Raw genomic sequence first — 14,024 nt, 5'->3', positions numbered from 1 at the left:
GTGTGCAGGCACCTGGCATACGTCGGCGAGCCGTGCTCGCCCGCGGGCCCGGTGTTCGAGGCACCGCACTCGCTGCTGGTGCAGTCGTACGCCCCGGCCGACATGCGCCGTGGTGGCACCGTGAACGCGGACGGCTTCGGACTCGGCTGGTTCGACGACGAGGGCGAGACGCTCTGGTACCGGCGGCCATCCCCGCTGTGGACCGACGAGGCGCTGCCCGCCATCGCGAATTCCCTGCGTACCAAGGCGTTTCTCGCCGCGGTCCGCTCCGGCACGCCGGGCATGCCGGTGACCGAGGCGGCCTGCGCCCCGTTCGCCGGTGACGGCTGGCTGTTCAGCCACAACGGTGTGGTCGCCGGCTGGCCGGACTCGGTCGCGGGGCTGGCCGAGAAGCTGCCCACCGCCGACCTGCTGCGGCTGGAGGCACCCACGGACTCGGCCCTGCTGTGGGCCTTGCTGCGGCGATCGCTGCGGGAGGGCGCCGAGCCCGCCGCGGCGGTGGCGGAACTGCTCGGCTCGGTGGTGCGCGCCGCACCGGACTCCCGGATGAACCTGCTGCTCACCGACGGGGAGCAGCTCATCGGTACGGCGTGGACACACGCCCTGTCGCTACGCAGGGACGGCGACTCGGTGCTGCTCGCGTCCGAACCGCCGGACCAGGAGCCGGGCTGGACCCCGGTTCCGCACGGACATCTGGTGCACGCCCGCGCCGGAGCCGTGGACCTGATCGACCTGCGTACGGATCGGAGCTCCGAGCGGACATGAGCGACCTCGACGTGGCGCACAGCGCCGACGACCTGATCGACGCGCTGCGGGCCGACGTCCGGGCCGGGCTGACGGCGGAGCAGAAGTGGTTGCCCGCCAAGTGGTTCTACGACGCGCGGGGCAGCGAACTGTTCGAGCGCATCACCGCCCTCCCGGAGTACTACCCGACCCGCAGCGAACGCGAGGTGCTCGGCCGGGAGGCGGTGGAGATCGCGGAGGTCACCTCCGCGCGCACGCTGGTCGAGCTGGGTTCCGGCTCCAGCGAGAAGACGCGGCTGCTGCTCGACGCGCTGATCGGGCACGGTTCGCTGGAGACCTTCGTTCCGCTCGACGTGTCGGCCTCGGCGCTGGCCGAGGCGACGACGGCGATCGCCGGTGACTACCCGGGGCTCGCGGTGCGTGGTGTGGTCGGTGACTTCACCGCGCATCTGGACCTGCTGCCGGGCGACCGGCCGCGGCTGGTCGCGTTCCTCGGCGGAACGATCGGCAACTTCCTGCCCGCCGACCGGCTCACGTTCCTGCGTTCGGTGCGCGGCGTCCTCGATGCGGGGGAGTGGCTGCTGCTCGGTACCGACCTGGTCAAGGACGAGGCCACGCTGGTGCGGGCCTACGACGACGCGGCGGGGGTGACGGCCGAGTTCGACCGCAACGTGCTGCGGGTGATCAACGCCGGGCTCGGCGCGAACTTCGATCCCGGGGCTTTCGAGCACGTCGCGCACTGGGATCCGGTGCACGAGTGGATCGAGATGCGGCTGCGGGCCCGCGTCCGGCAGGTCGTGCGCATTCCGGGTGCGGATCTCGAGGTCTCCTTCGCCGAGGGTGAGCACATCCGCACGGAGATCTCGGCGAAGTTCCGGCAGGCGAAGGTCGGCGACGAGCTGACGGCGGCCGGTTTCACGGCCGTGCGCTGGTGGACCGACGCCCGGTCGCGGTACGGCGTGACCCTGGCCCGCGCCGCGGACTGAGAACTCGGGCCGGACCGTCGCGGCCCGGTCCGCTGGTTCCCGCCCTCGCGCCAGGGACCGCCGGACAGCGTCTCGTCCCTTCGAACGATTCTTACCCTCGGACGATGTAAAACGTCACCCGATTGTGTGACGCTGCCGTTCGTCGGCAGGCGTGCCGTCTGTTGGCGCGCCGGGCGAGCCAAGGGGGCACCGGGTGGGTATCGAACATCGGCCGTTCCGTCGTCGCGTCCTCGCCGCGGCGGTCGTCTGCGCGACCGCGGTGGCGGTGCCGGTCTCGGCGGCACTCGCCGCACCCGAGCCGACCCCACCGCCGTCACCGGCCTCGCCGAGGACGGCACCCGCAGCGGCCGACGTCGGCTCGGTGGCGCCGGTCGAATGGGGTGCCTGCGATCCGGGCTCGGTGGAGCAGGTGCCGCCGGAGCAACTGCATCTCTATTCCTGCGCGAGCTACCCCGTGCCGATCGACCACGACGATCCCGCCTCGGGCACCGTCGACCTGGCGCTGATGCGCCGCGCGGCGGCCACCCCGGACGCGCGGGTGGGTTCGCTGTTCCTGAATCCGGGCGGCCCAGGCGGTTCGGGGCTGACCCTGCCCGCGACCGGCGAGACCTTCTTCGCCCGCCCGGTGCTCGACCGTTTCGACCTGATCGGTTTCGACCCGCGTGGCGTCGGTGCGAGTGCCCCGCTGCGCTGCTTCACCACGGCAGAGGAGGCGGCCGCGAACCTCGCCAAGCAGGTGGTGATGCCGGTGAGCGAGGCGGAGATCGAGAGCACGCTCGGCGCCTACCGCGAGTACGGCGACTACTGCGCGCGCAACGCGGGACCGCTGATCGACCACATGTCGACCAAGGACGTGACCCGGGACCTCGACCTGCTGCGCGCCGCCGCGGGCGAGGAGGAACTCAACTTCGCCGGCCTGTCCTACGGGACGCTGATCGGTGCCACCTACGCCAACATGTTCCCGGAACGCACCCGCGCGATGGTGCTCGACGGCAACGTCGATCCGGCTCTGCGCACCGGTGACGGCCTCCGGTACGACCGGGAGCGCACCGACGGGTTCGACATCGCCCTGGACGCCTACCTCGCCGAGTGCACCGCCGACGCCGCCCGCTGCGCGTTCAGTGACGGCGACCCCAGGGCGAAGTTCGAGGCGCTGCGGACCCATCTGCGGAACCAGCCGATCACCCTGCCCGACGGGACGACGGTCGACCTGAGTCTGTTCACCGGCAACACGATGAGCGCGCTGAACGTGCCGGGGCTGTTCCCCGGCCTGGCCGAGGATCTGCAGGTGCTGTACTCGTTGATCGATCCGGCGGCCACCGCCACCCGGGCGGCCACCGGACGGGAGGCGCTGCCGACCCTGCTCGCCGCCCGCCCGCACCCGCGCACCGACGCCGACCCCCGCACCCCGTACACGGCCGACGACTCGTACCTGGGCGTCAACTGCACCGACAAGCCGTTCGGCAACACCCAGGACGAGATCCCGGCGATCGCCGGAGAATGGGAGACGGCCTCACCCGCGTTCGGGCGTTCGCAGGCGTTCGCGGATCCGGCGGGCTGCCCGGTGTGGCCGAACGCGGAGCCGGACACCTACACCGGGCCGTGGAACGCCGCGACTCCCAACCCGCTGTTGCTGGTGGGCAACTACTACGACCCGGCCACCCCGTACGTGTTCTCCCAGCGGATGGCCGCGCAGCTCGGCAACGCCAGGCTGGTCACCGCCGACGCGCACGGGCACTGCGTGCTCGGCTCCTCCACGCCGATCGACGACCTGGCGGCCGAGTACCTGATCACCCTGGCGGTCCCGGCGCAGGGGCAGGTGTTCCCCACCGACGCCCGGCCGTTCGACCCGGCGCCACCCGCCTGAGCGGGACCGCTCAGCGGGCCCCCCGCCCGACGACTCCTACGGCCTGTGGCAGATCAACATGCTCGGTGCCATGGGGCCGGAGCGGCGCACGCAGTTCGGCCTCGACTCGAACAAGGACCTGTTCGACGCGGGCACGAACGCCGAGGTCGCGAACGCGCTCTCCGGTGACGGCAGCAACTGGCGCCCCTGGTCGACCTACACCAACGGCGCGTACCGCAGGCACCTCGACGCCGCCCGACGCGCCGCCAAGGAGCTGACCGCCCGCAAGGGCAAGGGCGGTACCCGGAAGGACGGAGCGCGGCCGGGCAAAGGTGGTGGCGGCGCCGGCGCGGGCGGTTTCGACGTCGACCCGGAGGCGCTGGGTGGGTACGTCCGCAACACCCGGAGGGCGGCGGACGAGATCGGTGAGGCCGCACGGCAGTCGCGGGCGATCCGGGAGATCGCCGAGGACAGTTTCGGCAAGATCGGTAAGGAGAGCGGATTCGCCGCCGCCCCGAACGGTTTCGGCTCGGCACTCGGCCGCCAGGTGCGCACCGTCGGATCCAACGCCGACGCGCTCGCCTCCTCGACGGCGAAGGGCGCCAAGGCGTACCGGGAGAAGGACGACGACATCGCCGGGGAACTCATGCGCATCATCGAGCGGCGCCGGTAGGGGAGGGATTCCACAGTGAGCACAATGGACACGCGGGCGATCGCCCGGCAGTTCGCCGGTGACATGATCGCGCATCGCAACAAGCTGGCGGGCAAGGCCGAGGAGTCGGTGAAGGCGCAGATCGCACTGGGGTGGATGACGAGTGCGGTGTCGGACGGGCGGAGCGAGCACAACAAGGACGCGCAGACCGTCGCCGGGCACTGGAAGGGCGGGGCGCGGACCGGTTCGAGAAACGCACCGGCAGGCTCGACAGGCAGCTCCGCACCACGGCGGCGACGGGCGCCGAGGCGGGCAAGGTCGTCGCCGGGGTCACCCAGGCGCTCGACGGCGGACACACCGCCGCCACCCGGCTGCTCGACGAGTACCTGACGAAGGCGTCCCGCACCCCCGACGCGGGCATCTCCGTCTCGGGTTCCGGCTCACAGGCCGCGCTGATGAAGGCCGTCGCCTCCGTCTCGGACATGGTTCCCTTGCACACCAAGGAATCCGCGCAGAACCTTCGCGCCGCCAACACCGAGCTGACCAGAGCGGCGAAGAAGCTGAAGTCGCTGGAGAGGGACATCGGGCACGACGGGATCGGCGACCCCGGCAAGCGCAAGCAGAAGAGTCCCGAACGCGAGAGCGGCCGCAAGGACGACAAGAAGACGTCGCCGAGCACCTCGGCCTCCGGTCGCGGCAAGGACATCGTCTCCGCCGCCCGCAAGGAGATCGGCGTGGCCGAGAAGCCACCGGGCAGCAACCGCAACCCGTACGGCCCGACGGCCGCCTGGTGCTCCTCGTTCGCCACCTCCATGTGGCGCAAGGCGGGCGTGAAGATCCCGGTGCTGCCGTTCACCGGCGACGTCTACCAGTGGGGTCAGCAGCACGGCAAGGCGTACGGCAAGAACTCCCTCGACAAGGCCCGCCCCGGCGACGTGCTGCTGTTCGGCACCGGCCCCGGCAGCCCCTCGACCTCGACGCACATCGGCATCGTGGAGAAGGTCGAGGGCGACAGGGTCACGCTGATCGAGGGCAACTCCGGCGACAAGGTGCAGCGCAACACGCACACGTTGAGCAGTGAAACCTTCTACGGCGGGGTGCACCCGTGACCGGCCGGGCGGAGTACCCCGGCACGGCGATGGCCGTCGAGGTGGATCCCGGGGGTGCCCTGCGCTCGGTGTCGCTGTCCGGCACCGCGCTGCGCCTGGGGCCGATCGGCCTGGCCGCCCGGCGGCGCTGGCCACGGTGATCACCGACCTCGCGGGCCGGGCGACTGTCGCCGCGCTCGCCGAGGGGATGGCGCTGCTCGGTGACGCCGGCGGCCCGGAGGTCGCGGCGGCACTCGCCGACCGGGGACGCGGGCCGCTGCCGGAGGAGGTGACCCCGGCGCACGACCGCGACGAGGCACGGCGCGAGGTGCCGACGCGCGAGGCCGCCGAGATTCCGCGTCCGGTTCGCAGGCCCCGCCGCCGTCCGGTGGCCGACGAGGAGGAGAACTACACCCCGCGGACCTGGGCCGTGCCGAACTGATCCACCCCGCCGTGTCGCGCGTCCGAGCACCCCGTGTCGCGCGTCTGGACACGCCGTGTCGCGCGTTCCAGCCCGCCGTGTCGGGCGCCTGGGCAGGCCGTGTCGTGCGTTTCGGCAGGTGGTGTCATCACCGCCGCGGCCAGGTGTGGCCGAAGCGGGCGGTGCAGTGCCAGACCCGTTTGAGGTCCTGCGGGTCGTGCCGTCCGGCGCGCACCGCGTCGCCGATGACGCGCGCGTCGAGCAGACCGCCCTCCGCGATCTCGCGAGCCACCCGGACGATCTCCGCGCCGCGGTAGGCGGCATGGGCGGCGAGGACGTCGACGTGCAGCCGGAAACCGTGATGCCACCGCATCGGAAACGGCAACGCCAGCGCCGCGGCCTCGACCTCGGTTCCCCGGTACGCCGGATCAAGGACCAGTGCGTCGACGTCACGATCCAGCCGGAGCGGGCCGTGGACGTGCGCCTCGATGTGGTCGTCGAGGACGTCCACCTCGCCACCGCGGGCGTCGGCCTCGGCGACGGCGATCAGGCCCAGGTGGTCGGCGGTGCCGAAGTCGGACGGTTCGGTGACGCTGTCGGGGTAGCAGAAAGTGGTGCGCCGCAGGACATCACGGGCCAGGCACAGGTACGCGGAACCGAACCGCACCGAACCCCCGGAGGGACGGCGGTGGTGGTTCAGCGAGCCGTACTTGGGGCGCTCGGCCGGCGGGGCGTCGTCGTAGGCGCCGCCGAACATCCGGTGCTCCCAGCGCCAGCGGTCGCCTCCGGGATGTGCGGTGAGGCCACCGTTGCCGGTGCGGGTTTCGAACTGCGAGCGGTAGACGCCGTCGTTGACCAGATGGCGCAGGAGCGGCACGCCACCGACCAGCCGGTCCGGGTGGAAGTGCACCGTCACGGCCAGTCCGGGGTCGACCGGCGGACCGCTCGCCCGCTGCGACACGTACGCCAGCGCCCGCTGCCACGACACGCCCGCCCCCTCGCCGCGTCCGCCGGTGTCCATCGGCTCAGTGTGCCCACACGGCCCGCCTCCGGGGCAGGCCGTGTTGTGCGGAGGTGGTCAGCGGGTGGTGCGGAGCAACGCTGTCCAGGCGGCAGGGGAGAAGGCGAGGGCCGGGCCGTGGCGGTCTTTGGAGTCGCGTACCCGGGTTCCGGCGTCGGTCAGCCGGACCTCGACGCAGTCGTTGTCGGCAGCTCCGCTGTGCGTGCTCGTGAACCAGCCGGTGTCGCGGGTGGTACTCATGTCGGCTCCCGAACGTCGCGTCGAAGTGCCCGTACCGCAACGCTAGTCGCGGACCGGTGGTCTGCGTCAGGTGCGATCGGTCAGTGCTGCTGCGCCGTGCGGGTGGTGCCGAGCAACGCCGACCACGCCGCGGGGGAGAAGGCGAGGGCCGGGCCGTGGCGATCTTTGGAGTCGCGTACCCGGGTTCCGGCGTCGGTCAGCCGGACCTCGACGCAGTCGTTGTTGGTGGCCCCGCTCCGCGAGCTCGTGAACCAGCCGGTGTCGCGGGTGCCGTCCACGGTTACAACTCCTTAGCGATGCCTTCGATCATCATCTGTGAGTCGATTCGGCTCAGCGACCGCTCCCAGATGTGGTGGAACACGCGCAGCATACCGGCCACTTCATCCTCGTCGTCGAAGTAGGCTGACGGACTGAACGCAGCGGTCGCGTAACCGATCGGCGCGCCACGGGTCGCGAAGGCGAAGACCGTCAAACTGGTGCCGCGCAGCGGATTTCCGTACATCGTCGTCTCTAGCACGCGGATGGTGAGCGACGGGTGTTCCTCCATCAGTTTCAGCAAGTGGGTGAGTTGTTGGTGCATCACCTCGGGACTGCCCATGTTCGCGCGCAGAGCATCCTCGGTAATCACATAGCGCATGATCGGCTGCTTCGACGCCTCCCAGATGCGGGCTTGCCGGTGTTCGCGGAACTCAATGCGCTCGGTGATCTCTTTGCCGCCGCGTTTCCACAACACCCCTTCGGCTTCGCCGAAGACCGCCCGCAGGTAGTACGGCGACTGCAGCAGTCCCGGGATGATGCCCTGTTCCAGGCAGTTGATCTCGGTGGCGCTGGATTCCAGGTCGGCCAGGCGCAGGTACGAATCCGGCAGGACGTCGTAGTGCGGGCCGCGACGTTCGCGCCTGCGGGCCTGGGCACCGAGGTCGACGACGGTGGCGCGTTCGGTCTCGTCGGCGACGCCGTAGAGATCGAGCAGCGTGGTGAGGTCGGCCTCGCTGGCGGTCGCGGTCCCGTCCTCGAGCTGGACCACGCGCGAGCGCGCCTTGCCGATCGCCTCCGCGGCGACGCTCTGCGTCTTGCCCGCGGCGTCGCGGAGCCTGCGCATCGTCAGCCCGAGCTGCCTGCGTTCGAACGTCTGCCGAGCCTGTGCCACGAGGCCTCCTGTTGCTCACCCGATCAGCGGACTACCGTCAAAGGCGACTGTCGCCCTAAAGTCTAGGCGACAGTCGGGTTTGACGGAACGTGTCGCCCGAACTCTAGCGAAAGGAGTTGTGATGGCCTTGTACCAGCAGACGGGCGTGTCGGTGGAGTCGTGGGTGGAGATGCAGGAGGGCGTGGACATGCGCTGCGAGGTGGAACCGGACGGCGACAGCGCGATCCTGTTCTTCGGCCGGGACGACTTCGTGCTACACCTCGGCCGGGACAGCCTGAACGCGCTCGCCACCCTCGCCGGACGGGCGCGCGAGGAACTCGCCTCGTCGGCGAGCCCGAAGCGGACGTGCTAGCCGAACACGCCGCGTGCCACCAGAAGCAGCGCGCTGCCCGCGGCGACCGCGAGCACCGCGTAACGGATCCGCCCGTCGTCGAGAAACCGCCGCAACGGTGAGGACACCAGGAAACCCAGGCCCATGAACGGAAGCAGCACCAGCGCCGCCCACAGGTGACGCACGGTGACCTGGCCGGCGATCGTCAGCGTGAGCACCGAGGACACCGAGGAGAACAGGAAGTACGCGCCGAGCGTCGCGCGCATCCTGGGGCCCGCCGAGTTCTGGTACAGCAACGCCATCGGCGGCCCGCCGATGGAGGCGGCCGTACCGAACGCCCCGCTCGCCGCCCCGGCGATCACCAGGCTCGACCGGGTAATCGCCGGCTGCCAGGTGAGCAGCGACAGCGCCACGCACGCCAGCACCGAGAGCCCCACGGCGATGGTGAAACCGGCCAGCGGCAACGATGCCAGCGCCAGCACGCCCAGCAGGTTGCCGGGCAGCCTGCCCGCCATCGCCCAGCCGACGCCCGGCCAGTGCGTCTCGCGGCGCTCCCGCAGCACCGTCAGCCCGGCCTGCGCGCAGGCGATCAGCAGCACCGGCACGGGAACCAGTTCCGGGTCGATCAGCGCCAGGATCGGCGCGGCGATCAGGTTCAGCCCGAAACCGACGCCGCCCTGGACGACCGAACCGGCGAACACCACCAGACCGGCCAGCAGCAGACCCGTGCTCACCGGCGTCGCTTCGCGGAAAGTCCCTGTGGCACAAGAAAACCCGGCGGGGGCGGGCCGGGAGACCGGCCCGCCCCCGCCGGGGCCTTCACGGTGTTCAGCTCCTGGTCATCTTCCGCAGCACGTACTGCAGGATGCCGCCGTTGCGGTAGTAGTCGGCCTCGCCCGGGGTGTCGATCCGGACGTCCGCGTCGAACTCGACGGCCTTCCCGTCGGACTTCGTCGCGGTCACCTTCACCGTCCTCGGGGTGTCGCCGTCGTTCAGCGCCGTGATCCCGGCGATGTCGAAGGTCTCCGTGCCGTCCAGGCCAAGGGACCCGATCGACTCGCCCGCCGGGAACTGCAGCGGGATGACGCCCATGCCGATCAGGTTCGACCGGTGGATGCGCTCGAACGACTCCACGATCACCGCACGGACACCGAGCAGCGAGGTGCCCTTGGCCGCCCAGTCACGCGAGGAACCCGAGCCGTACTCCTTGCCGCCCAGCACCACCAGCGGGGTGCCCTGCGCGGCGTAGTTCTGCGCGGCGTCGTAGATGAACGCCTGCGGCGCACCGTCCTGGGTGAAGTCGCGGGTGTAACCGCCCTGCACGCCGCCCTTGACGATCTCGTCGAGAAGTTCGTTGCGCAGCCGGATGTTCGCGAACGTGCCGCGGATCATCACCTCGTGGTTACCGCGGCGGGAACCGTAGGAGTTGAAGTCCTTGCGCTCGATCCCGTGCTCCGACAGGTACTTCCCTGCCGGGGTGTCCGCCTTGATGGCACCGGCGGGGGAGATGTGGTCGGTGGTGACCGAGTCGCCCAGCTTCGCCAGCACACGCGCACCGGTGATGTCGGTGACCGGTGCCGGCTCGGCCTGCATCCCCTCGAAGTACGGTGGCTTGCGGACGTAGGTGGACTCGGCGTCCCAGTCGAAGGTCTTGCCCTCCGGGGTGGGCAGCGCCTTCCAGCGCTCACCGCCGTCGAACACGTCCGCGTAGTCCTTGGTGAACATCTCCTGGGTGATCGAGGAGTCGATGGTCTCCTGGATCTCCTGCGTGGACGGCCAGATGTCTTTCAGGAAGACGTCCTTGCCCTCACCGTCCTGACCGAGGGGCTGCTCCGCGAAGTCGAAGTCCATCGTGCCCGCGAGGGCGTAGGCGATGACCAGCGGCGGCGAGGCCAGGTAGTTCATCTTGACGTCCGGGTTGATCCGGCCCTCGAAGTTCCGGTTGCCGGAGAGCACCGAGACCGCGGTGAGGTCGTTGTCTCCGATCGCGGCGGAGATCTCGTCGGAGAGCGGGCCGGAGTTGCCGATGCAGGTGGTGCAGCCGTAACCGACCAGGTGGTAGCCCAGCTTCTCCAGGTACGGCCAGAGACCGGCCTTGTCGTAGTAGTCGGTGACGACCTGCGAGCCCGGCGCCATCGACGTCTTCACCCACGGCTTCACCGTCAGGCCCCGGTCCACGGCGTTGCGCGCGAGCAGAGCCGCGCCGAGCATCACCGAGGGGTTGGACGTGTTGGTGCAGGAGGTGATCGAGGCGATCACCACGGCGCCGTGGTCGAGCACGAACTCGCCACGGTCGGAGGTGCTGACGTTGACCGGGTTGGTCGGGCGGCCGGACGCGCCGTTGGCGGCCGAGTGCACCGGCACAGAGGTCTCGTCGGCGAAGGACAGTGCCGCCGGGTCACTCGCCGGGAACGACTCGTCGACGGTCTCGTCGACGTTGGTGTGCGGCACTTCCTCGCCACCGGTGTAGTCGTGCACCGACTTGCGGAACGAGGACTTCGCGTCGGTCAGCTCGATCCGGTCCTGCGGGCGCTTCGGCCCGGCGATCGACGGCACCACCGTCGACAGGTCCAGCTCGATGTACTCGGAGTACTCCGGCTCGTGCGCGGGGTCGTGCCAGAGGCCCTGCTCCTTGGCGTAGGCCTCGACGAGCGCGACCTGCTCGGCGGAGCGGGCGGTCAGCTTGAGGTAGCGGACGGTCTCCTCGTCGATCGGGAAGATCGCCGCGGTGGAGCCGAACTCCGGGCTCATGTTGCCGATGGTGGCGCGGTTGGCCAGCGGCACCGAGCCCACACCCTCGCCGTAGAACTCGACGAACTTGCCGACCACACCGTGCCGGCGCAGCATCTCGGTGATCGTCAGCACCACGTCGGTCGCGGTGACGCCGGTGGGGATCTCGCCGGTCAGCTTGAAGCCGACGACGCGCGGGATGAGCATCGACACCGGCTGGCCCAGCATCGCGGCCTCGGCCTCGATGCCGCCGACGCCCCAGCCCAGCACGCCGAGGCCGTTGACCATGGTGGTGTGCGAGTCGGTGCCGACACAGGAGTCGGGGTAGGCCTGGACGGTGCCGGTGCCTCCCGTGCCGGCGGGCACGGCCCGGGACATGACCGTGCGCGCCAGGTGCTCGATGTTGACCTGGTGCACGATGCCGGTGCCCGGGGGGACGACCTTGAACTCGTCGAAGGCACCCTGGCCCCAGCGGAGGAACTGGTAACGCTCACGGTTGCGCTCGTACTCGATCTCCACGTTGCGCTCGAAGGCGTCCGCGCGGCCGAACACGTCGATGATCACCGAGTGGTCGATGACCAGCTCGGCCGGGGCCAGCGGGTTCACCTTGTCCGGGTCGCCGCCAAGTTCGGTGACCGCCTCGCGCATGGTCGCCAGGTCGACGACGCAGGGCACCCCGGTGAAGTCCTGCATGATCACGCGGGCGGGCGTGAACTGGATCTCGACGGACGGGTCGGCGTTCGCGTCCCACTCGCCGAGGGCGCGGATGTGGTCGGCGGTGATGTTCGCGCCGTCCTCCGTCCGCAACAGGTTCTCGAGCAGGATCTTCAGGCTGTACGGGAGACGCTGCGAGCCGTCGACCTTGTCCAGGCGGAAGACCTCGTAGGAGGCGTCTCCGACCTTGAGCGTGTCGCGGGCGCCGAAGCTGTCCTTGCTGGCGGGTGCAGTCACGTCTAACTCCATGGAAGTGGACTTCCCATCGCACGAGGCGTGGAAGCTGCGATGGTGGTCCCCGGTCAGTTCGGTTGTGTTCGGTGCGGTGGTGCTGTTCGGGCGGTGGTGCGTTCGGCCCGTCCTCGGGGCCTGGTGCTCGGGGCCGTCGGGCAGGCCCCGGGGGCGAGTCTGGCGCACCCGGGCCGTCACCGCGTCCCGGGGTTCACCGTGCCCCTGCGTCTTCAAACAGTACGCCTGTCCTTTTTTCACTTCAAGGGGGCCACGCGCGAGGGCCCGGTACCACCGTGTGGTACCGGGCCCTCGGATCGCCGACGTCAGTTGGCCGCGCGGATCAGTGCCTTCACGTCCTCCGGCTGCAGGCTCCGCAGGACGGTCATGCCCGCCTCGGTGAACGTGCGGATCGGGCTGACGTAGTGCTTGCCCTCGACCTCGGTGGTGACCACGCCGAGGCCCTGCTCCATGACCCCCGCGCCGAGGTCGACGAGCACGTCACGGACCTCCGGAGGCAGCTTGTCGGAGGCCTCCTGCTCGGCCATCTCGGCCAGCTCGCTCGCGCAGAGCCGCTCGGTCCGGCCCTCCGACGCCATCTCGTAGCAGTCACCGCTCTTGGTGATCGACGCCTTCTCACCGTTCGGGCCGGTCATCTCGACCGCCGTCACCGTCGCCCGGGTGCCGCCGGTGATCGGTGCCGTCTCCGTGGTGAGCGTGTCCACCGTCGCCCCGCTGGGCTCCTCGCGGCCGACCGCCTCGACGATCGCCGGGCCGACATCGTGCATGACGGCCATCTCGTCCGGCGGCAACAGCTCGATCACCCGGCTGACATCGGCGTCCAGCGCCGCCTGCAGCATCTGCTTCACCGCGTCCTCGGACGAGCCCGCGCCGTTCGCCGCGATCGACTGCTGCGGCCACGGCTTGCCCTCTTCCAGCAGCGCGTAGTCGGCGATGCTGTAGAGCATGCTGGGATACCACTCGCCGTCCACGTTCACCGTCGCGATGCGCACCGGCTGACCCTCCTCGCGGACCTCCTTGCCGATGTCGATGGTCTGCGTCTGCGGGCCCTGCTCCAGCTCGCGGCGGTCCCGGTCGGAGAGCGCGGCGTCGATGAAGTCCTTCGCCAGCGGGATCTTGCTCAGGTCGGCCGTCACGGTCAGCGTGCCGCCGGTGAGCTTGGTGATCGTCAGGTGGTCGTTGACCTTCTCCGCGGCGGCGTCGTCGAAGACCAGGTTCTCGGTCTTCAACTCGACCCCGCTCAGCGCGGCCGGGTCGGCGTTGCCGTCCAGCACCTGCAGCCGCTTGAGTTCGGTCGTCGCCTCCTCGATCGGATCGGTGAACAGCGAGGCCTCGGCCGGCGCCAGCGTGCTCAGCAGGCCGACGACGTCACCGTTGCCGAGGGAGTTGACCAGATTGGTCGCCGCCTCGGTCGGGTTCGCCGAACCCGCGGCCACCGAATCGCCCTGCGCGACGGCGAACCAGGTGACCCCGCCGCCGACCAGCGCCACCAGCGCGATGACCAGCCCGACGACCAGGCCGCGCCTGCCCTTGCGCGGAGGCTCCCCGCCGACCTGCTGGGCGTACACCTGCTGCTGCGGGTCCTGGCCGTACGGCTGCTGCGCGAACGCGGCCGGCTGACCGGGCTGCGGGTACTGCTGGCCCTGCGGGTACTGCTGGCCGTACTTGCCCTGCGGGTACCGGCCCTGCCCGTACTGCTGGGGCTCGCCGTACTGCTGGCCCTGCCCGTACTGCTGGCCCTGCCCGTACTGCTGGCCCTGCCCGTACTGGGGAGCGGGCGGGTGGCCGCCGTGCTGCGGGTCCCCCGGCTGCTGTGGCGGCTGCCCGCCTGATCCTGGAGTCGTCACTGTGG

The 14,024-nt window shown here is 70.5% G+C and carries 14 protein-coding genes and 1 pseudogene; 8 read left to right on the top strand and 7 right to left on the bottom strand.

Features of this window, described 5'->3' with window-relative positions:
- The 7 genes and pseudogenes from egtC to CFN78_RS15515 all read left to right on the top strand — a co-directional run bounded on the left by egtC (position 1) and on the right by CFN78_RS15515 (position 5,758).
- Positions 1-765, top strand: coding sequence for an ergothioneine biosynthesis protein EgtC (gene egtC, locus CFN78_RS15540; protein ID WP_094863493.1), 765 nt, complete (start codon positions 1-3; stop codon positions 763-765).
- Entirely contained in the window at positions 762-1,730 is a 969-nt protein-coding gene (gene egtD, locus CFN78_RS15535) for an L-histidine N(alpha)-methyltransferase (protein WP_094863492.1), read from the top strand. Before egtC ends, egtD begins: the two co-directional genes overlap by 4 nt.
- Positions 1,731-1,923: 193 nt before the next feature.
- A complete protein-coding gene (locus CFN78_RS15530; protein WP_240519475.1) occupies positions 1,924-3,597 on the top strand; it encodes an alpha/beta hydrolase in 1,674 nt (557 codons plus the stop codon).
- Between the two features lie 34 nt (positions 3,598-3,631).
- Positions 3,632-4,249, top strand: a pseudogene (locus CFN78_RS15525) (transglycosylase SLT domain-containing protein); the annotation flags it as partial.
- 131 nt (positions 4,250-4,380) lie between these two features.
- Positions 4,381-5,337: a CHAP domain-containing protein gene (locus tag CFN78_RS15520; protein WP_240519474.1), complete on the top strand. Its 957-nt coding sequence runs from the start codon at positions 4,381-4,383 to the stop codon at positions 5,335-5,337.
- Positions 5,334-5,477, top strand: a complete 144-nt coding sequence (locus CFN78_RS29150; protein ID WP_165777565.1) for a hypothetical protein — start codon at positions 5,334-5,336, stop codon at positions 5,475-5,477. The genes CFN78_RS15520 and CFN78_RS29150 overlap by 4 nt, the downstream gene beginning before the upstream one ends.
- Positions 5,474-5,758, top strand: coding sequence for a hypothetical protein (locus tag CFN78_RS15515; protein WP_094863490.1), 285 nt, complete (start codon positions 5,474-5,476; stop codon positions 5,756-5,758). Before CFN78_RS29150 ends, CFN78_RS15515 begins: the two co-directional genes overlap by 4 nt.
- 127 nt (positions 5,759-5,885) lie before the next feature.
- On the opposite strand, the gene CFN78_RS15510 is transcribed toward CFN78_RS15515, so the two are convergent.
- The 4 genes from CFN78_RS15510 to CFN78_RS15495 all read right to left on the bottom strand — a co-directional run bounded on the left by CFN78_RS15510 (position 5,886) and on the right by CFN78_RS15495 (position 8,148).
- Entirely contained in the window at positions 5,886-6,758 is an 873-nt protein-coding gene (locus tag CFN78_RS15510) for a DUF3626 domain-containing protein (RefSeq protein ID WP_094863489.1), read from the bottom strand.
- A gap of 57 nt (positions 6,759-6,815) precedes the next feature.
- Positions 6,816-6,998 carry a DUF397 domain-containing protein gene (locus tag CFN78_RS15505; protein ID WP_094863488.1) on the bottom strand — a complete coding sequence of 61 codons (183 nt, stop codon included), beginning with the start codon at positions 6,996-6,998 and terminating at the stop codon, positions 6,816-6,818.
- A gap of 80 nt (positions 6,999-7,078) precedes the next feature.
- Positions 7,079-7,276: a DUF397 domain-containing protein gene (locus tag CFN78_RS15500; RefSeq protein WP_094863487.1), complete on the bottom strand. Its 198-nt coding sequence runs from the start codon at positions 7,274-7,276 to the stop codon at positions 7,079-7,081.
- A 2-nt stretch (positions 7,277-7,278) separates the two neighbouring features.
- Positions 7,279-8,148, bottom strand: a complete 870-nt coding sequence (locus tag CFN78_RS15495; protein ID WP_094863486.1) for a helix-turn-helix domain-containing protein — start codon at positions 8,146-8,148, stop codon at positions 7,279-7,281.
- A gap of 121 nt (positions 8,149-8,269) precedes the next feature.
- Here CFN78_RS15495 and CFN78_RS15490 point away from each other — a divergent pair, with 121 nt between their 5' ends.
- The gene (locus tag CFN78_RS15490) at positions 8,270-8,500 is read left to right on the top strand and encodes a hypothetical protein (protein ID WP_094863485.1); all 231 of its coding nucleotides are present in this window, start codon (positions 8,270-8,272) and stop codon (positions 8,498-8,500) included.
- Here the strand turns inward: CFN78_RS15490 and CFN78_RS15485 are convergent.
- The 3 genes from CFN78_RS15485 to CFN78_RS15475 form a co-directional block, all read right to left on the bottom strand.
- The gene (locus CFN78_RS15485; protein WP_094863484.1) at positions 8,497-9,213 is read right to left on the bottom strand and encodes a sulfite exporter TauE/SafE family protein; all 717 of its coding nucleotides are present in this window, start codon (positions 9,211-9,213) and stop codon (positions 8,497-8,499) included. The two genes, CFN78_RS15490 and CFN78_RS15485, sit on opposite strands and share 4 nt — an antisense overlap.
- A gap of 94 nt (positions 9,214-9,307) precedes the next feature.
- A complete protein-coding gene (gene acnA / locus CFN78_RS15480; protein WP_205660526.1) occupies positions 9,308-12,172 on the bottom strand; it encodes an aconitate hydratase AcnA in 2,865 nt (954 codons plus the stop codon).
- A gap of 305 nt (positions 12,173-12,477) precedes the next feature.
- Positions 12,478-14,019, bottom strand: coding sequence for a flagellar basal body protein FliL (locus CFN78_RS15475; protein ID WP_240519473.1), 1,542 nt, complete (start codon positions 14,017-14,019; stop codon positions 12,478-12,480).
- Between the last annotated feature and the right edge of the window lie 5 nt (positions 14,020-14,024).

Origin of the sequence: Amycolatopsis antarctica (assembly GCF_002262875.1) — a bacterium.
In the GTDB taxonomy this organism is placed as follows: domain Bacteria; phylum Actinomycetota; class Actinomycetes; order Mycobacteriales; family Pseudonocardiaceae; genus Amycolatopsis; species Amycolatopsis antarctica.
This window is presented reverse-complemented; position numbering and strand designations above follow the sequence as displayed.